Below are 19,296 nucleotides of genomic sequence, written 5' to 3'. Positions count from 1 at the left end.
GGATACCTCTGGTGATTTAAGTCAGGATTGAAAAGGATATCAGATGATTACTCCGGTTCTCCTTTGCGGCGGCTCTGGCACACGGCTGTGGCCTTTGTCTCGCAAATCCTATCCTAAACAATTTGTGGCGCTCTTGGGCGATGTCACGCTCTTTCAGGCTTCGGCTCAGCGGTTGTCTGGTCCAGAGTTTGCGGCCCCCATGGTGCTGACCAACGCCGATTTCCGCTTTATCGTGGGCGAGCAACTGGACGATATCGGGATCACTCCGGGCGCGGTTCTGATCGAGCCTTCGGGGCGCAATACGGCGCCTGCGGTTCTGGCAGCGGCGCTCTGGCAGGCACGCCAAGACCCGGAGGCGCTGATGCTTGTCGCGCCCTCAGACCATGTCGTGCCCGATCCCGAGGCGTTTCGGCAGGCGGTCGCGGCGGGAGTGGGGCCTGCGCAGGCGGGGCAGCTTGTGACCTTCGGGATCAAGCCCACGCATGCCGAAACCGGCTATGGCTATCTGGAGCTTGACGGCGTGCCCGGCGATCTGGCCCCGCGCCCCATCGGCCTCAAGCGGTTCGTTGAAAAGCCGAATGCCGAGGCGGCGGCGGCGATGCTGGCAGAGGGCACATATCTGTGGAACGCGGGGATTTTTCTCTTCAAGGCGGCGACCATCCTCGATGCATTCCGGGCCCATGCGCCGCAGCTCTTGGCACCGGTCGAGGCTGCGGTTGAAAAGACCACCCCTGATCTGGGCTTTTATCGCCTTGATCCCGAGGCTTGGGGCGAGGCCGAGGATATCTCGATCGACTATGCGGTGATGGAAAAGGCGCGCAACCTCACGGTCATTCCCTTTGCTGCCGGATGGTCGGATCTGGGGGGATGGGATGCGGTCTGGCGTGAAACCGGGCCGGATGCACGCGGCGTTGCGACCTCTGGCCATGCCACGGCGATTGATTGCGACAACACGCTTTTGCGGTCCGAAGACGCAGGGCTTGAGGTGGTGGGGATCGGGCTTGACGATATCATCACGGTGGCGATGTCCGATGCCGTTCTGGTGGCGCATGTCAGCCGGGCGCAGGATGTGAAACAGGCCGTCGCCGCGCTCAAGGCCAAGGGGCGCAAACAGGCCGAAAGTTTCCCCAAGGATCACCGCCCTTGGGGCTGGTTCGAGAGCCTGGTGATCGGCGAGCGGTTTCAGGTCAAGCGCATTCATGTTCACCCCGGTGCCGCCCTCAGCCTTCAAAGCCATCACCACCGCTCTGAGCACTGGATCGTGGTGGAAGGCACCGCCAAAGTGACCGTGGATGACGTGGTCAAGCTCGTGAGCGAGAACCAATCGGTCTATATCCCCTTGGGCGCAGTGCACCGTATGGAAAACCCCGGCAAGGTGCCCATGGTGCTGATCGAAGTGCAGACCGGATCGTACTTGGGCGAGGATGACATCATCCGGTATGAGGATATCTACGCGCGTGGATGACGGTGATACCGCCACAGACCTTGTCCTGAAGGCTGGCTTCAAGCGGTCAAACATGCTTGATAGAACGGGCGCGTAGCTGGTAGCAGACGATAAGATGCAGCATTTACACATTGAGTAGCGAGCGGACGACATCATGAAGAGCAGCACAAACCGGGCCAGCCCACATGACAAAAGTGCGCAAGGTGGGGCGCCGTCCGGTGCCATGTCTGCTCCGAAAGTGGCAACGCGCCGGGTGCCGCATGCGCTGATATTCGTGATGCAAGATGTGACGCCAGCCTTCCAAGAGGCGCTGCACGCCGCCGGATTTGATGTGGCCCCTTTGGATAAAATGGCGGTATCGCAGGCAATCACCTCTGATGAGTTGCCCTGCGCCCTGATGTGGAGTGATCCAACCAATTGCCTTGCCCGCGCAATCGAAGAAGGGACTTCGATTGCAGAGGCGATCGAGGGCTGGCGTGCGCGCGCGGAAGAGATTTTGACGCTTCTTCGCAAGAACCGCCGCCAGATCACACTGGTCGAGAGCGATCTTCTCACCGCATCCAACACCGACCCCGCGTGGGAGGTCCTGCGCAAGAGGCTCAATATCCCCAAGGATGTTGTGCTGTCACAGCCGGGGGCACAATCAGCGCTGTCGCGGTCGGTGGCACGGCTTGCGGTGCCCCAGATCGAGAGCCTGCGCGAGGTTCTTGAGGAGTTGAGAGCCAGCGGCATCTCTCCTGCGAATGAGGGGAGCGCACTTGCCACTCTCGAGGCGGCGGCGGCAGTCTTTGAGGATCTACGGGCAAGTCAGGATGAATTGGCGTTGCTCGGCGCGCAGGTCAGGCTTCAGGTCGAAGAAGCAGAAGAAAGCAGCGAAGAGCGCGGTTTGTTGCAAAGCCAAGTGATGCTGGTCACGCAGGAAATGCAGCGTCTGACGGCTGTGGAGACAGCATTCGAGGCGCAAAAACTAGAGCGTGACGATGATCAAGAAGAACTGGCCTTGTTGCGCGAACAGGTGCAACTCCAGCTTAGAGAGGCCCACCGCGCCAGCGAAGAGAGCACGGCGCTACGCGAACAGCTGAACCGTTTGACCCAAGATATGACGCGCCTCAGAACGGCCCAGACTGCGCTGGAATCCTGCCATGTGCAGGCGCTGCGCGACAAGGATCAAGCCTTGGCGCAAGCTGCGCAAGACCTTGGAAATGCCATGACCCTGCGCGCAGAGCTAGAGGCCCAAAACGCCAAGCTGGGGCATGATGTAGAGGGTTTGACCACGATGTTGGCCATGGTCTACGAGTCCACGTCTTGGCGTGTCACCGCCCCGTTGCGCGGCGTGAGGCGTTTGGTCTCGAAGTAACCCCAGATCCTAGCCGGTAAGACCGCAAGGCCTCAGGTTTTGAGGCGGGCAGCTTGGGCGTAACAAGCGCGGTCCTAACCAATGGCTTGACGCGCAACGCAATAAAGACACCCAGAATTGGTACTATAAAGATCGGTTGAATCCTTACGGGTGATGACCATACTACGGCGGACCCAAGCGGCGATTTCGCGGATGAGATCGACAGAATTTAATTGGCTAGGCAACTTTGGCATGAGTGAGCACCCTGTGAGCAAGACAAAACCACGCAGTTTCATTCATATTGGGGCTGGCACCGGCAAACGTCTTGCAGAGCTTCAAAAGCATGACCCAGACAAGATCGTGCTGGTTGAAGCAGATCGAAACGCTGCGGCGCGATTGACCCAGAAAAGCGCATCGGCGTCAAATGTACAGGTGATCCGGGCCGCTTTGGGCAAGGAAGAGGGCGATGCAGAGTTATCCCTCTGGAACTTTTCGCGGCTGAACAGCACGCAGGAACCAACCCCCGCGCTCTACGAGCTTTTTCCCGGGTTGATCCGCAAAGAACGTCAGATCGTTCCCGTCATCACGCCCGCGCAGCTCTTGTCCGAGATGGGGGCGGTTGCAAGGCCAATGGCGCTTATCCTTGAGGCCCCCGGCAACGAGATGAATATTCTGAACGCTTGCAAGGCCGATGGCATGCTCGATCAGATCGACCAACTCGAAATCCTTGCGGCTGAAGAGGCGTTTTACGACGGGGCGGTCACGCGCGCCGAGTTGGAAGCATGGCTGAGTGACGAAGGATTTGACGTCACGCTGCGCGACGAGGCGGATGCGGATTGGACTGTGCTGCACCTTCAAGCCGATCAAAAGGCCCGCGCCTTGGCTCGGGCCCAAACACGCATCGAAACCTTGCGCACAAGCCTTGCGTCCCTTGAAACGACGCTGTCAGAGACGCAGGCCGAATTGAAAGCAGCCAAAGAACGGGCAGAGCTGCAAGAGGCTGCCCTATCCGAAGCGCGAGCGGCGACAGAGGCGAAAGCAAAGACCTTGGCAGAGCGCGATATAGCGCTGAAGGCGGCTCAGGAGCGGGTCGTCGCAATTGAGACGGCCTTGACCGAAGCGCGTGCCGCGACGGAGGCAAAAACAAAAGAGTTGGCAGAGCGCGATGCGGCGCTGAAAGCGGCGAACGATAAGATATCTGGCATCGAAACCAGTATGGTGGATTTGGAAAAACAGCGCCACAGTGCCGTGCAAAAGCGCGACGAAGCTGTCTCGACCTTGGATTTTCAAACCCGCTTTCAGGCGATGTTGCAGGTCGATTTGGAAAATTTGCGCGGTCGTCTCGAGCAGAGTGAGACACAGCGCCAACGGCAAGAAGACTTGCTGGGCAAGCTCACGGCAAAACTGTCGCTGGCGGCCGAATATCTGCGACAGTTGCCCCCGAGCGACCAAGAGAGTTTAGCGTCGGACCCCGCCCAAAAACTTTCGCCACCTCGTCGGCGCACTGCGGGCAAGAAGCAGAAAACAAAGGCCGGGCAAGGGTCAAAGGCATGAAGGCGGCGACACACACGCAGTCAATCGCGGTTGAAATCGAAGCGGCATTGGACATGCTGCAAGCCTACAAAGCATCTGTACCGGCGGTGCCGATCACCGACAGTTTCCCAAGTTTGCTGGACCAGTGCGAAGCAATGTGCCAGTCCTTTACTGGCCCCGAACCGATCCGGACATTGCATCATTTTGCCTGTTCCGGTGGCACCTTGATTGCGAAATGTATCGCGGCACTGCCCAGCGTTGTGCTGTTGAACGAGATTGACCCGCTCAGCCAAATTCATTTGCCGCAAAACAGGCGTGCCCCGAAATTTGCGCCGACGGATCTGTTTGGGGCACTGCAGATCTCTCGGCGCGAGGTTAACCCAACTGTTGTTGTCGACGGCTTCCGTGAGGCAACGCAGACAATCGTCGGCGGCTTGGCATCCAGAGGACAAAGCCTGGTGATCCGGGACCATGCGCATTCCCATTTCTGCACCCAGATTGATCCGAACAGCCGGCCTACGCTTCACGAGATTTTGGCGACAGGGCGTCATCCTGTGGTGTCGCTGCTCACGGTGCGGCATCCGCTCGATAGTTTCCTGTCCTTGAATGCGAACGGATGGTTGCATTTTTCGCCCTCCACCCTTGAAACCTACAGCCAGCGATATGCAGAGTTTCTGGATCGCCATGCGGATCTGGACCTCGTCAGATACGAAGACTTTGTGGCCGCACCCGAACGCACGCTGGAAAAGATCTGCCAGATTATCGCCCTGCCATACCACGCCTCTGCCTTGGAGCTTTTCACCATCATTCGTCTGTCCGGCGACAGTGGCCGCAAGGGCGCGCAGATCGCCGAGCGCCCACGCCGCGAGGTTCCAATGGTGATCGACGCGCAACGCGGCTCTCGCGATTACAAAGCATTATGTGTGCGTCTGGGATATGAGCCTTAATGCGTGCGCAGACTGGCCCGGTATCAGACGACGCGAGGGGCTGGTACACAAACTCCGCCGGATAACCTAAGGCGGATCAGAACTTGAGGATCAGATTTGGATTTGCGCAAGACCATCCGTAGGACACTTGACCAGCTCGGCGGGCTGGGGCGGCGGACTGAGACCGGGTCAAACTCTGGTTTGGCGCAGTTCGAGAACCTGCACCAAGGTGAAAGCTGTGTCATCGTCTGTAACGGCCCGTCACTGAACCGGATGGATCTGCGGTTTTTGCGCAATCACACGGTGATCGGTCTGAACAAGATCCATTTGGGATTGGAGAAATTCGGCTTTGAGCCACGCTATCTGGTGGCGGTCAATCCCAAGGTGGTCGAACAGGCGCGGGAGGCGTTGGCGGCCTTGCCCGCAATCCGCTTTATCGGGGCGCGCGCAGCCGGGCATCTCGAGGAGGGGCCGCGCACCTTTCACGTGCCGATTTTGACCCCGCCCGTCATGTTTTCGACTGACATCTGCAAAGGGCTGCGCGAAGGCGGCACCGTGACCCATGCCGCGCTTCAAGTGGCCTATTACATGGGCTTCTCAAAGGTTGTGATCATCGGCATGGATCATCGGTTTACCTATCACGGCGCGCCGCACGAGGCGCATGTGATGGAGGGGCCAGATCCCAATCACTTTAGCCCCGAATATTTTCGGGGTCAGGTCTGGGACAATCCGGATCTGGAGCGTTCAGAGGCGTCTTACAAGGTGGCGCGAGAGGTCTTTGAAGCGGCGGGGCGGCAGATTGTCGATGCCACTCTGGATGGTGCTTGCCCGGTGTTTGAAAAGGCCGATTACCGCGCGGTATTTGGGTTACCGCGCGATCACGGGCCTAGAGAATGACCTGATGTTCGGCTTGGCCGTGGCAGGCGTAGGCGCTCAGGTCCACAGCATAGGTCATGCCCGCCTCGGGTGCCTTTGACAGCGCTTCGGTGTCCATCCCTTGTCGCGCGGTGGTGATGTGCAGCACTGACAGGTCGTCACCCCCAAACGCAGGGCAAGAGGCATGGGGCGCGCCCACGGCGACGGCGCCCAAGAATTGCGCCTGCCGATCATAAATCGCCACACGGTGACTTCCCCATTCTGCCAGCCAGAGCCGCCCTTGAGCATCGAGAACCGCACCGTCGGGATTGCGGGCCGCTGCGCGCAGGTCAAGCCAGGGTTCGGGATCTCCGATGGGCCAGCCCTGCGTGGCCTCAAGACGCTGGCGATAGACGATGCGGCCCGGCGTGTCGGTGAAACAGGCAAAGCCCGCGTCAGGCGCAAAACAGATTGCGTTTGGAATGGTGATCTTGTCGAAGAGGCGGCGCATTTCACCCCGGTAATAGCGCCAGATTGCACCGGCTTGCGGTTCGGCGGCATGGCCCATTGTGCCGATCCAGAACCCTCCCCATGGGTCGGCGCGCCCGTCATTGGGGCGCAGCCGTCCATCGGCGCAGTCAAGCGGCGCAATCGGGGTTGTGGTGCCTGTGGCTATGTCGAAGTGCAAAAGGTGATCGCTGGCCGCGATCAAGAGCGTGTCAGCGTCAATCCAGCCCGCCGCAGAGACAGACTGTTCAAATTGCCAATGCTGATTTTCGCCTTGGTCACGCGACATAAGACGCCGCCCCGTGATATCGAACCAGAAAAACTGCCTGCGCTCTGGATGCCAGAACGCACCTTCGCCCAAATCACAGATGCGCCGGTCAAAGACCTGAGCCTGAGGTAGATCGCTCATCCCGTTACAACCACGCCGCCGTCGATGACCAATGCCTGACCGGTCATCATCCGGCTGGCCTCAGAGGCCAGAAAAAGCGTACCGCCACTGATATCCTCGGGGACAAGGTGTTCCTTGAGGCATTGCTTCTCCAGATGCGCGGCAAGGTCCGTGGGCGTAGCCCAAAGGGTGCGTTGGCGTTCTGTCATCACCCATCCGGGCACCAGCGCATTGACCCGAATACGCTCTGGTCCAAATTCGCGCGCAAGAGCGCGGGTCATGCCGGTAATCCCGGCATTCGCGGTCACATAAGCAGGGTAGCCCGCATTTCCCATCATATAGCTGATCGACGAGAAATTGATGATCGAGCCGCCCCCGGCGGTCCGCATCTGGCCAACGACGCCCTGAATGGCAAAGAAATAGGCAGACAGATTCACCGCAAGACTGGCGTTCCATCCGGCTTCGTCCAGATCCTCGGCGCGGTGACGCTGATCGTTGGCGGCATTGTTGACCAAAACCTGCACTGGCCCATGTGCATCGCGCGCAAACTCAAGTGCCTGATGCAGCGCTGTGCGATCCGTAATGTCGCAAGGCAGATACAAGGGGCGGGCCCCGTGACGATCAGCGATTCTGTCACAAAACGCTGTCGCATCCGAACGTTGCACAAAGGCGACTTTGGCCCCTTGAGCGACAAACGCCTCGGTCAGGGCCGCGCCGATCCCAGAACCTCCGCCGGTGACAAAGACAGAGCGACCCTTCAGATCGGGATAGTGGGCGTCGGTCATCGCAAAAGTCCCCTCGATGGCGTCAATTCACCCCTTTTGCTAACGCTCTCAGCCAAGGATGCAAGCCGGAACTTCGCCTATTTTTTGATCAATCCCGCTGGAGTTTCGGCGGATTCCGCCCATTGGCCGCAGTGCTGAGGGTGGACATGCAAGGTTCAACTCGATAGATACGCCAAGTGTCGATAGTGTTCGGTTCGGTTGGTGTTCGTCTCACGCATATTTTAAATGGTACCGGTAACGGTAGGTTGTTGTGCCCAAAGCGACTTGCATAGGATGGTTCAAATGCTTGCAAGCATTGTGATTAGAACATTGAACGAAGCGCAGCACCTCGACGATCTTATGGTGATGATCGGCGCTCAACAGACCAACGGTCTTGACGTTGAGGTGGTCCTGATCGACTCGGGCTCAACAGACGGCACTGTTGAGATTGCAGAGCGCCATGGCTGCCGGGTCACAACCATCAAGAAATCTGAATTCTCTTTCGGGCGCTCGTTGAATCGTGGCTGCGATCACGCAACCGGAGATCTGCTTGTGTTCATCTCTGGCCATTGCGTGCCTGTTGATACGATGTGGCTGCAGAACCTGTGCCAACCGCTGATCGACGGCGTGGCCAGCTATAGTTACGGTCGCCAGATCGGGGATGACGATAGCAATTACAGCGAACGTCGCATCTTTGCCAAATACTTCCCGGATGTCTCGGCCATTCCGCAGGACGGATTCTTTTGCAACAATGCCAACTCTGCACTGCTGCGCAGCGCATGGCAAAAGCATCCCTTTGACGAGGCACTGACGGGTCTTGAGGATATGGAACTTGCCAAACGCTTGGTAAGCGCAGGGCATAAGATCGCCTATGTGGCGGATGCGCCTGTATTCCACCACCATCAAGAGAGCTGGGCACAGGTTCGACGCCGGTTTGAGCGCGAGGCGATTGCGCTGCGCTCGATCATGCCAGAGGTGCATTTGTCGCGCTTTGATGTTCTGCGCTATGTGATCCGCAGTGTGATCGGGGATTGGCGCGCCGCCGCACTCAACAACATTCGCTCGACCTCGCGCATGGATATGCTGCGGTATCGCTGGAACCAATACGTCGGATCGCACAAGGGCAATCACGAACACCGGCTGTTGTCGCAACATGCCAAGGAACGTTTCTTCTTTCCACAAGTCAATGAAAAGGCCGCACAAGATGACTGGCTCAGGCCGCTGCGTCGCACTCCTCCCCATGAAAGCCAACAGTCAAAGAGTTAAGGGCAAGAATTTCCGTCCACTACACGGCAAACCTCTCTTTGCCTGGATTTTGGATTCGCTTCTGGCGCTTGATGAAATTGATGAGGTCGTCATCAATACGGATGCCCGTCACATTCTTGCAGAGAATGGGCTGGTAGAGTCGGACCGCGTGCGAATCCGGGATCGCAAGGCAGAGCTGTGTGGCGATACGGTGTCGATGAATCTGATCTTGGCCGATGATATCGCCGCCGTAGAAGCGGAGACCTATTTGATGACCCATACGACCAACCCGATGCTGCGGCCCGAAACCATCCGGGCGGCTTTGGCCGCCTATCGGGCGGGGGTTGCGGATGGCACGGCGGATTCGCTCTTTACGGTCAACAAAATTCAGACCCGGTTTTACCGCGCCGATGCCAGCCCGGTGAACCATGATCCGGACAACCTCGTTCAGACGCAAGATCTGGAACCGTGGTTCGAAGAGAACTCGAACCTTTTCATTTTCTCACGGGATAGCTTTGCCGCGACCAATGCACGGATCGGGCGCAAGCCGATCCTGCACGAGATGAACAAGATGGAAGCTGTCGACATCGACACTCCCGAAGACTGGGCCCTTGCCGAGGCAGTGGCCAGTCTGCACATGCAACACCAAAAGACGGCGTGACCCAATGAAAGACGTGCTTGTAACCTGCCCTCCGATGCTGGGCCAAATCGACCTGTTCATGGAACCTGCTGCCGAAAAGGGCCTGCGCCTGCACCCGGCCAAGGTGACGCAAGTGATGACCGAGGCAGAGCTGATGGACCTTTTGCCGGGCTTTGACGGCTGGATCATCGGCGACGATCCCGCCACGCGGCAGGTGTTCTCGGCAGGCCGGGTCGGGCGGCTGCGGGCCGCCGTGAAATGGGGCATTGGCGTCGATAACGTCGATTTCGATGCCTGCAAGGATTTGGGCATTCCCATTATCAACACGCCGCAAATGTTTGGGGCAGAGGTGGCCGATGTTGCCACGGGCCTTGTGATTGGGCTTGCCCGTGAGCTTTTCTTGATCGACCGGGGCGTGCGTGCGGGCGGTTGGCCCAAACCTGCGGGCATCAGCCTTGCGGGTCGCACGGTCGGCGTGATCGGATTGGGGGACATCGGGCGCAACACCGTCACGCGGCTTCAGGCGCTTGGGCTCAAGGCGATTGCCTATGATCCCGGCGTTACCGGAGATGCCGGACTTGATGGGCTGACGCGCGCGGCCTGGCCCGACCGGGTCGAGGAGTGCGACTTTCTTGTGTTCACCTGCGCGTTGAACAAGCACAATTTCCACATGCTCAACGCCGATGTTCTGGCGCGCTGCATGCCGGGGGTGCGCATCGTCAACGTCGCGCGCGGCCCGCTGATCGACGAGGCGGCGCTGATCGCGGCACTGCAATCGGGCCATGTGCATTCCGCAGCCCTGGACGTGTTCGAAATCGAGCCGCTTCCGATGGACAGCCCTTTGCGCAGCATGGAACGCTGTATCTTTGGGTCGCACAATGGCTCGAACACCGTCGATGCTGTTATCCGCGCCAGCCACACCGCCATCGAGCGATTAAGCGGCTTTTTTTGAGCCCACCCGCCTTTTGCTATGACTGCAAATTGCCAAAGCAAACGCAACGTGAGATCCAATGTCCAAAGTTTTCATCTATCCAGCCCTGCTCAATCTGGAAGACATTGACAATGTCGTGTGTCGCTTGGCGTGGTATTTCAAACCCTATCTGAGCAAGATTGACAGCATCCATTTCACAAGCCGCCGCGCATTGGTCGACGCGGCAAAATTGGCACCGCAGCTTGATCCGCTGGTGGCGGGTGATCTCGAGGCGGTGAAGGCCAAGATAAAGCTGCTGGATCACGAGGATTTTGCCGCTGCGATATCCGAGGTCGATCTTGCGCGGGACCTCTTGTTGATTTGGGATGAAACGGCAGAGAATAATGCGCCTGCGCCGGTCAAGGCGGCCATCAAGGCCTTGGGTGCGAAACAGGGGCTTTACCGGGTCGATCCTTTGCGGACACGGATGGAGGGCTCCTTTTACCTTTGGGCCGGTCTCAACCGCTACGCCGACCGCGCCGCACTGCTCGAGGTGAACCATGCGCGCATGCGCGCGATGGTGGCTGACATCGGGCAGCACGAGAAAGCCTATGTTTTCGGCAGCGGCCCGACGCTTAGTGATTTTGTTGAGGGGCACGACTTTAGCGATGGTATCTGCGTTATCTCCAACTCCATCGTCAAGAACCGCGATATTATCGCCGCAACACGCCCACGGATCATAACTGCCGCCGATCCGCTCTATCATGCGGGCTGTTCTGGTTATGCGGGGGCCTTTCGCGACGAGCTCATTCAGGCGTTGCGAGAAACGGGCGCATGGTTCGTTTGCCCGATGCGGGATTTCGCGATTTATGACACGTTCCTGCCCGTTGACCTGCGGTCTCGTATCATTGGCGTGCCCTTCGACAAAGAGGGCGCGCCGCCCAGCAATCTCGCAGAGACATTCTATCTAAAACCCTATCCAAACGTCCTGACACTGGCGCTCTTGCCGATCGCGGCCAGTATCGCGCGCAAGATCGAGATCGTTGGCTGCGACGGGCGTAATCTTACGGATGACAGTTTCTTCTGGTCGCATGACAAAAAGGCGCAGTTCAACGACAAGATGTCCGAGATTCAGGCGGCGCATCCGGCGTTTTTTGCGATTGATTACAACGATTACTACACCGATCATTGCCGCGACGTAGAAGAGGTGCTGACCGCTCTCGAAGCTGCGGGAAGGGTGATCGAGACCGCGACACCTTCGATGATTCCAGCCCTGCGCATGCGCGAAGCCCCTAATCCCGATAGCATGGCCGCCGGATCGAAAGTCGCGGTTTTCGCGATGATCGACCCGGATGCCAAGGATGACTGGGGTCATTTTCTGGCCTATGACAAGCGCGTGGCAGAGGGATGTCATGATCTGAACACCGAGTTCGCGCTGATCTGCCGCAAAGAGCTTGATCCCAAGTTCTTCCCGGACAATGCCGAACTCGTTTTGCCGGTCTTTTCGGTTCATAGCTGGACAGTGGGTAAGGACTGGCCACAGACGCGTCGCCGCGACATGATGCAATTTGCAAAGGAGCTTGACGAAGCCTTTTCTACGCTTGATTTGCGCTATCCGGCAGACGCGATCTGTGTGTTCATGTATATCGGCAGTATAGAAGTTGCAGAGACAGTCGAGCATCTCCTAATGAGGAGACCCAGGTTCCGGGCGGTGATCAACTTATTCTGGTCGTACAATTTTGATCAGAACGACCCGACCTACAAATCGCAGTGGTATCGCGTCGCCAAGCGTTTGGAGCGGTCGAACCAAGTCTTCCTTATGCATTCTACCGAGCAGATCGCTGATGAATTCAGCACGGATTGGTCGGTTTCTCTTCCGGTTTTGCCCCATCCCAGCACCACGTTCGACGACAAGACTGTCGTGACGCTGGATGAATTGCCCCTGTCCAAGCCGGGCAAACCGCTTCGGGCTGTATTCCCCGGCGGAACACGCAAGGAAAAAGGGTTTGCTCTTTCCACAGGCGCTTGCGCGTTGTTGGCGAACGACCCAGACCTTAGGCTCCGGTTGCGCGCACGCATAGATCGTGTGTCCGGAAAAGATCTTGAAGACGCCTTGCAGTCAATGACCGCCGAGGTAGGGACAAAGGTCGACATTCTTGGGGATGACATGTCTGATGGTGAGTTCATCGACATGATCCGCACGGCGGATATCGTGGTCATCCCCTACCTGTCCGAGGCCTTTCGGCGGCGAACCTCTGGAATTCTGGTTGATGCCTTTCTTCTGGGCAAGCCTGTGGTAGTGCTCAAGAACACATGGCTTTCCGATATTGTCAAAGCAGGGCATATCGGCCTTTGCGCCGATCCAGATCCGGCGGCATTGGCTTCCGCAGTGCGAGAGGTGGCTAAGCGCTATGATGAATTCCTGCCCGGAGTTGCCAAGGTTCGTAGTGACTACCTCGGTAAGCATTCATGGAAAGCTCTCGTTAAAAGCGTTGTGAAAAGAGCAGACCTTTCACTCCCAGCACCACGAAAGAACCTGACAAAGGCCGAAATGGATGGGTTAAAAAAAGAGCTAAAAGAGCTAATCTCAAAGCTTCCGACGCGCGCACCAATTTACCTACCGACAGAAAAAATTGCTGTCGAGGCCCAGATCAAGGGCCTAAAACGCGTGAAGCATATATATGAGAAAGGTCTGAAAGAGGTCTATTCGCCGCGTCTGCGCGCCTTGCGTGAAAAATACCGTGGCACCAAGCGTTGTTTCATTATCGGCAATGGTCCCAGCTTGAACGAGACAGATCTGAGCTTGCTCAAGGATGAGGTGACCTTTGCGGTAAATGGTTTTTTCCTTAAGGCAAAGGATCTTGATTGGACGCCTACTTTCTATGTGGTTGAAGACCATTTGGTGGCGGAGGATCGGGCCAAATGGATTAAGGCTTTCAAAGGGCCAACCAAGCTGTTCCCAGCGTACCTTGGATACATGTTTCCCGAATCCGAGGATACGATTTTCTACAATCATAGGCCCCGTAAAAGCTATCCCCACGGATTTGATTTCTCTACGCAAGCCGACGAAATTACTTACACAGGCGCGACTGTAACCTTCTCGATGCTTCAATTGGCATACTACATGGGCTTTGAAGAGATTTACATGATTGGTGTCGATGCGAGCTATGCTATTCCCGAGGATGCGCAACAAGCATCATCCTACTCTGTCGGGGTGATCGATATGAAATCCGATGACGTGAATCATTTTCACCCAGATTATTTTGGAAAAGGTTTCCGTTGGCACGACCCTCAGGTCAGTAAGATGGTCGAAGCCTATAAAGAAGCACGCAAAGTTGTCGATCAGAGCAACCAGCGGATCTATAATGCCACTGTTGGCGGACAGCTCGAAGTTTTTGAACGGCGCAATTTTGCTGATCTCTTTCCACCAAAGCGACCTCTGGAACTTAGAGATTATCCGCGACTGCTGCTCCTTGATTTAACCCCGATTGGTAACGGCTCTGCAACAGGTGAACTTAAGCACAACCTTTTAAGAGATTGGCCATCAGAACAGATTTTGCAGGTGTCCTGCAGAAATTCTGAAGACTTGGTTTTGACACGGCAAAGACTGGGACCCGATTCAATTCCCTTTGAAGTTAAACCCAAAGAAGCAGCTGCGTTCGTAGACGCATTTGCGCCTGAAGTTGTACTTTATCGACCAGTACCCGACACTCGAGTCCTTCATGATTTTGCGATGCCGCTCATAGAACGTCTCCAAAAGCCGCTTGTCACTTGGATCATGGACGACTGGCCGCATCACATTAAGATCAGTGACCCAGCCCAGTATAATCGTATCCATGCCGACTTCGAGACATTGTTAAGCCATTCCTCGATGCGACTGTCGATCTGCAATGCGATGTCCGAAGAGATGTTCCGGCGATATAGGCTGCCATTCCGGTCTTTGGCAAATGGTGTAGCTCCCGAAGATTGGCAAACGCCAAAAAAACACACTCCGGGAACCATGGTCGTGCGCTATGCTGGTGGATTAGAGCCGAACATGACGCGAGCGAGCGTTTTGCGTGTTGCACGCGTGATCGAGTCACTCGGTAAGAAGGGGTATGACCTGCGTTTTGAAGTCAATACACGTGCAGCGTACTATAATCGAAACCTGAATGATTTTGGCAAGTTTAAGCATACCCGATTTACCAATAACGTTCTGTCTGCTGAGGGCTACAAAGGTTGGCTTATGCAGGCAGACGTTACCTTGATCGCCTATAATTTTGATCCGGCCACAGCCGATTATGTCAAATTCAGCATGGCCAATAAGATGCCGGAATGTTTGGCGTCGGGCTCGGTTCTGTTGGCGCACGGGCCCAAAGGATTTGCCACAGTTGACTATCTCGCAGGAGTAGATGGGGCCGTTGTTGTTACTGAGGATTCCGATGCGGCAGTTGAGGCGGCACTTTTGGCATTACGGGCTGACCCAGAGTGGCGCGCCGATTTGGCGACAAAAGCTCGTGCCACTGCTTTTGAGCGCCACAACATTCATCGCCTACGTGAGCAAATGTGGCTTATCTTAAGCCAGGCGGCGAAATCGGCAGATTCTGTTGTCGCGCGGCGCGTAGTTCAGCACATGCATCCGATTGCCCTCGCGGCAGAGCTTTTGTGTGCGCCCGCAGACGCCCTGCACCGGATCGACAGGGATGCGGCAGTCAAAGAGACGGTCGCGCGCACGCTTGATCCTGCCTTCCCTGACCGGCAGTTGAGCGCGCATCTTGAGAACTGCATCGCCTTCGCGCGCAAGAAAACGCGCGTATGACCGGGGTGCTTGCGATGGTTTGGCCCATGTGCTGCAATGCCCGAGACAGCCTTGGGGCAGGGCCAATCAAGAACGGAGAGTTGACGGAATGAAGAAAGCGCTCATCACGGGGGTTACGGGGCAGGATGGCTCTTACCTTGCGGAATTCCTGCTCGAAAAGGGCTATGAGGTGCATGGGATCAAGCGCCGCGCCTCGCTCTTCAACACCCAGCGGGTGGATCACATCTACCAGGACCCCCACGGCGGGCGGCAGAATTTCAAGCTGCATTACGGCGATCTGACCGATAGCTCGAACCTCACCCGCATCCTCAGCGAGGTGCAGCCCGACGAGGTCTATAACCTTGGCGCGCAATCCCATGTCGCCGTCAGCTTTGAGGCCCCCGAATATACCGCCGACGTCGATGCCATCGGCACCCTGCGCCTGCTCGAGGCGATCCGCTTTCTGGGGCTCGAGAATAAAACCCGCTTCTATCAGGCCTCCACATCAGAGCTGTATGGCCTTGTGCAGGAAATCCCACAGCGCGAGACAACACCCTTTCACCCGCGCAGCCCCTATGCGGTGGCCAAGATGTATGCCTATTGGATCACGGTCAATTACCGCGAGGCGTATGGCATCTATGCCTGCAACGGCATCCTCTTCAACCACGAGAGCCCCCGGCGCGGCGAGACCTTTGTCACCCGCAAGATCACGCGCGGGCTGGCCAATATCGCGCAGGGGCTAGAGGATTGCCTCTATATGGGCAATATCGACAGCTTGCGCGATTGGGGCCATGCCAAGGATTACGTCCGCATGCAGTGGATGATGCTGCAACAAGAGGTGGCGGATGATTTCGTGATCGCCACGGGCGTGCAATATTCCGTGCGCGAGTTCATCACATGGTCGGCGCAAGAGCTGGGCATCACGCTCGAATTCACCGGCACCGGCGTGGAGGAGATTGCCACCGTGACGGCCGTGACCGGCGATAAGGCCCCCGCCATCGCACCGGGGCAGGTGATCATGCGCATCGACCCCCGCTATTTCCGCCCCGCCGAGGTCGAGACCCTGCTGGGCGACCCCACCAAGGCCAAGGAAAAACTCGGCTGGGTGCCCGAAATCACCGTGCAAGAAATGTGCGCCGAGATGGTGGCCGAAGACTTGAAGACAGCACAGCGGCACGCTTTGCTGAAAGTGCACGGCATGGAGTTGCCGGTGAGTTTGGAAGGTTAATGGCTTTGCTTACCATCTTAGCGAACTGTCAGGCTGGTCCAATGGCGGCCCTGATATCTCAGTTTTGTCCTGATCTAAACGTAATCAGGTCACCACTGGTGCATCAAATAACTGACAAAAATCGCCTAGACGTTATTCAAAATATTCAGAAGTCTGACATCGTTATTCACCAACCTTTGGGCCCGTCTTTCAAAGAATTATCCACTGCGGAATTGAAGTCGAAATTCCCCTCTAAGACCTTTGTTTCATTTCCTTCGATTTTCTTCGGTGGATTATTCCCGCAGCTATCATACCTCAGATTGCCCGAAGGTGGCACGATGAAAGGTCCGCTAAGCGATTACCATGATACACGGATTATAGATTGTTTTCTCAACCGAGAGTCGTCCGAAGTGTGCCTTGGTCGCATGAAGTCGGAAGATCCGTTGGAATTGAAATACTACGATATCTCATTGAAAGAGTCTTTGGGTCGTGACAGGGCAGTCGACATTCCAGTTATGGAAATCATCTTGGATGAAATGTCAAAATCTCCGCCGCTGTTCACATTCAATCATCCCACAAACCGGGTGTTGTGGCGTGTTTTAGAGCGGGTACTTAAACTCCTTGGGCTACAAGCGCCGCAAGCTCTTGATCTGTTGCCAGAAAGAGAATTTCTTGGCAACACGCGGGCAATGATACCGGACAGCATCCCAAAGTCATTAGGCCTCGATTGGAGACAGCCTAAATATTCTATTTGGGAAGACGAGTTACCATTGAGAGAGCTGATTACGTCTTTCTATCAACTCTACAGTGAGATACCGAATTTTCCGGCGATCTGCCGGGACAACGAACAACGCTTCAATCTTCCTGTAAGGCTGGGCCATTATTCTTAATTTTGCGGCCTTCGTTAAATCAGAACAAACTCCGGAGACTCCCATGCATGTAAGCGCTCTACTCGGCAACCTAGATATCAATTGTTTCTCTGATATTCTGGGTCCGTATCGCATTCTGAATCCGGACCTCAAGATTTGTGTGGATGGTGGCGCAGGATTGGGCGAGACGGCAGAGAAGATTTTCAAGAATTTACCGCAAGATGACGTGAAGGTGCTGGCTTTTGAGCCAAACCCCAACAACATTGCCGAGTTCAAGTTTTCCGACCCTCGCTTGACAATAGTAGATGCAGCTCTCGGAGCGCGCCGTGGAACAGCAAGATTTCATGTTGCGGCAACGACCCAGCGGCAATCTGAAACTAATCCTTACCTTGTTCCGGGAACAAGTTTTGTAGGCAAGCTGGTCGATGAAGCTGCCAGCTTTAATAAGGGTGATCAGTACGAGGTTCAGGTTGTCCGAATGGATGACAGTTTACGCGAAAATGGATGTTCCGGGGCACAATTCATCAAGCTTGACCTTCAAGGCGGTGAACTTGACGCTCTTAAGGGACTTGGCGATATGCTTGGGGACGTCCACTGGATGTGGATTGAATATGGTGGTCAGCCAGAGCTTTTGGAACTTTTGATCGAGCGCGGCTTTGTATTGTTTGACACCCAGTACCTCTTTTTTGGCGACATGAAGCCAGAAGTGAAAGAAGCTTTCACCGTTACACGAAAGGGTAAAAACTCCCTCGGTCGAGATATTTTTTTGGGACGCCGAAATCAAATCTGGCGCGACTATAGTTCCCAGTTTTCTTATTGCCGCAAATCCCTTGGCATGGTTCAAACCGACCTCGTTGCTGTCGCACCCGCACATATGAGTTCATTTCTCGACGCATGCCTCTTTAAGTGGAGAAAGACGACAGTCAGATAATCTCACGTTTTTTCCTCTTACAGGGTTGTTGAAATTGGAGTGCGAAAATGCTGATACTTAACAATGGCGTTCCCAAAAGTGGATCGACGTGGATGCAAAGCGTGCTTAGAATTGCACTTGATCCCGCGTTCCCGTCGGACACGTGGAGGAACAAGTGGATTAATCCTTCGGTAGATCCCAAGAAGATGAAAAACTACGTCGCTTCGAAGGAGTGGAGGCACCAGACAACTTTGGTAAAGCTCCACATGGCTTTCACAGAAGACATGAGCTATTTGTTTGATCCGAATATTAAGGTAATTGTAACCTATCGAAACATTCCGGACTCGATACTCTCTTATTTTCATCACCAGATCAGACTTAACGAGACATCAATTGAAGAAAAGGAGAACTGGTTTCAATCGGTTGGCGTGGAATTCGCGTATCGGTTGGCAAATCACAGATTGTCATGGTTGCCTGTGAGTAATGCACACTGTGTTAGGTATGAAAATATGCTGGCGCAGCCAAAACAGAGCATTCTCGAAACCATGCGGTTTCTTGAAGTGCCTATTTCAAGCGACAAGCTAGAGAAAGTTCTAGAAGGTACAAAAGTGAAGCGGAAAAAACCGGTAGAAGGTAGTCACATCCGTACCGCTGGTCAAAGTCGAGCGGAAATAGAGATACCTGCCAACACGCTCCAGATACTCAAGGACATTGATGCGACCTTGGAACGAAGTACCTCCGAGATTCTTTCTGCCAAGCATTGAGGCGCTTTGTGGTCGTTCAACAAAGGTGGCAATAACTCCAGAAGTGTTCGAGTGGATTAGGAAAAATATTCCTGAGCCGGTAATTGGTACAAATACCAGAGTGCACTCGTTGAATTTTGCGCTAAAGTTTTGTTTTTTGGCAAAAATTGTGGCAACTGTGATGGGCGAGGGACTCGCTCTTGTGTGGAACGTTTTCCCGCTTTTGATCAGGCCGACTGAGA

15 protein-coding genes are annotated in these 19,296 nt (G+C 55.7%); 13 read left to right on the top strand and 2 right to left on the bottom strand.

Annotated elements, in window-relative coordinates:
• Nucleotides 1-43: 43 nt before the first annotated feature.
• The 5 genes from ROSMUCSMR3_RS02490 to ROSMUCSMR3_RS02470 all read left to right on the top strand — a co-directional run bounded on the left by ROSMUCSMR3_RS02490 (nt 44) and on the right by ROSMUCSMR3_RS02470 (nt 6,136).
• Nucleotides 44-1,465, top strand: a complete 1,422-nt coding sequence (locus ROSMUCSMR3_RS02490; RefSeq protein WP_081506341.1) for a mannose-1-phosphate guanylyltransferase/mannose-6-phosphate isomerase — start codon at nt 44-46, stop codon at nt 1,463-1,465.
• 133 nt (nt 1,466-1,598) lie between these two features.
• Complete coding sequence (locus ROSMUCSMR3_RS02485; protein WP_081506340.1) at nt 1,599-2,801, top strand: hypothetical protein; 1,203 nt, start codon at nt 1,599-1,601, stop codon at nt 2,799-2,801.
• 246 nt (nt 2,802-3,047) lie between these two features.
• A complete protein-coding gene (locus ROSMUCSMR3_RS02480) occupies nt 3,048-4,334 on the top strand; it encodes an FkbM family methyltransferase (RefSeq protein WP_081506339.1) in 1,287 nt (428 codons plus the stop codon).
• On the top strand, nt 4,331-5,260 hold the full coding sequence (locus tag ROSMUCSMR3_RS02475) for a sulfotransferase (protein WP_081506338.1): 930 nt from the start codon (nt 4,331-4,333) through the stop codon (nt 5,258-5,260). The genes ROSMUCSMR3_RS02480 and ROSMUCSMR3_RS02475 overlap by 4 nt, the downstream gene beginning before the upstream one ends.
• A gap of 96 nt (nt 5,261-5,356) precedes the next feature.
• Complete coding sequence (locus tag ROSMUCSMR3_RS02470; protein WP_198385568.1) at nt 5,357-6,136, top strand: 6-hydroxymethylpterin diphosphokinase MptE-like protein; 780 nt, start codon at nt 5,357-5,359, stop codon at nt 6,134-6,136.
• Here ROSMUCSMR3_RS02470 and ROSMUCSMR3_RS02465 read toward each other — a convergent pair.
• Both ROSMUCSMR3_RS02465 and ROSMUCSMR3_RS02460 read right to left on the bottom strand, forming a co-directional pair.
• Nucleotides 6,126-7,010: an SMP-30/gluconolactonase/LRE family protein gene (locus ROSMUCSMR3_RS02465; RefSeq protein WP_081506337.1), complete on the bottom strand. Its 885-nt coding sequence runs from the start codon at nt 7,008-7,010 to the stop codon at nt 6,126-6,128. The two genes, ROSMUCSMR3_RS02470 and ROSMUCSMR3_RS02465, sit on opposite strands and share 11 nt — an antisense overlap.
• Nucleotides 7,007-7,774, bottom strand: a complete 768-nt coding sequence (locus ROSMUCSMR3_RS02460) for an SDR family NAD(P)-dependent oxidoreductase (RefSeq protein ID WP_081506336.1) — start codon at nt 7,772-7,774, stop codon at nt 7,007-7,009. Before ROSMUCSMR3_RS02460 ends, ROSMUCSMR3_RS02465 begins: the two co-directional genes overlap by 4 nt.
• Nucleotides 7,775-8,056: 282 nt before the next feature.
• Here ROSMUCSMR3_RS02460 and ROSMUCSMR3_RS02455 point away from each other — a divergent pair, with 282 nt between their 5' ends.
• From ROSMUCSMR3_RS02455 to ROSMUCSMR3_RS02420, 8 genes are all read left to right on the top strand, one after another.
• The gene (locus ROSMUCSMR3_RS02455; RefSeq protein ID WP_037298956.1) at nt 8,057-9,019 is read left to right on the top strand and encodes a glycosyltransferase family 2 protein; all 963 of its coding nucleotides are present in this window, start codon (nt 8,057-8,059) and stop codon (nt 9,017-9,019) included.
• Nucleotides 8,907-9,659, top strand: coding sequence for an acylneuraminate cytidylyltransferase family protein (locus tag ROSMUCSMR3_RS02450; protein ID WP_308341262.1), 753 nt, complete (start codon nt 8,907-8,909; stop codon nt 9,657-9,659). The genes ROSMUCSMR3_RS02455 and ROSMUCSMR3_RS02450 overlap by 113 nt, the downstream gene beginning before the upstream one ends.
• A 4-nt stretch (nt 9,660-9,663) precedes the next feature.
• A complete protein-coding gene (locus ROSMUCSMR3_RS02445; RefSeq protein ID WP_081506334.1) occupies nt 9,664-10,590 on the top strand; it encodes a phosphoglycerate dehydrogenase in 927 nt (308 codons plus the stop codon).
• 58 nt (nt 10,591-10,648) lie between these two features.
• Nucleotides 10,649-15,346: a 6-hydroxymethylpterin diphosphokinase MptE-like protein gene (locus ROSMUCSMR3_RS02440; protein ID WP_081506333.1), complete on the top strand. Its 4,698-nt coding sequence runs from the start codon at nt 10,649-10,651 to the stop codon at nt 15,344-15,346.
• Nucleotides 15,347-15,434: 88 nt separating this feature from the next.
• Nucleotides 15,435-16,553: a GDP-mannose 4,6-dehydratase gene (gmd, locus tag ROSMUCSMR3_RS02435; RefSeq protein WP_008283062.1), complete on the top strand. Its 1,119-nt coding sequence runs from the start codon at nt 15,435-15,437 to the stop codon at nt 16,551-16,553.
• Nucleotides 16,553-17,422, top strand: coding sequence for a WcbI family polysaccharide biosynthesis putative acetyltransferase (locus ROSMUCSMR3_RS02430; protein ID WP_157667262.1), 870 nt, complete (start codon nt 16,553-16,555; stop codon nt 17,420-17,422). Before gmd ends, ROSMUCSMR3_RS02430 begins: the two co-directional genes overlap by 1 nt.
• Before the next feature lie 43 nt (nt 17,423-17,465).
• On the top strand, nt 17,466-18,332 hold the full coding sequence (locus ROSMUCSMR3_RS02425) for an FkbM family methyltransferase (protein WP_081506331.1): 867 nt from the start codon (nt 17,466-17,468) through the stop codon (nt 18,330-18,332).
• Nucleotides 18,333-18,379: 47 nt separating this feature from the next.
• The gene (locus ROSMUCSMR3_RS02420) at nt 18,380-19,075 is read left to right on the top strand and encodes a sulfotransferase domain-containing protein (RefSeq protein WP_081506330.1); all 696 of its coding nucleotides are present in this window, start codon (nt 18,380-18,382) and stop codon (nt 19,073-19,075) included.
• Nucleotides 19,076-19,296 lie beyond the last annotated feature (221 nt).

The organism is Roseovarius mucosus (assembly GCF_002080415.1).
Lineage (GTDB): Bacteria > Pseudomonadota > Alphaproteobacteria > Rhodobacterales > Rhodobacteraceae > Roseovarius > Roseovarius mucosus_A.
This window is presented reverse-complemented; position numbering and strand designations above follow the sequence as displayed.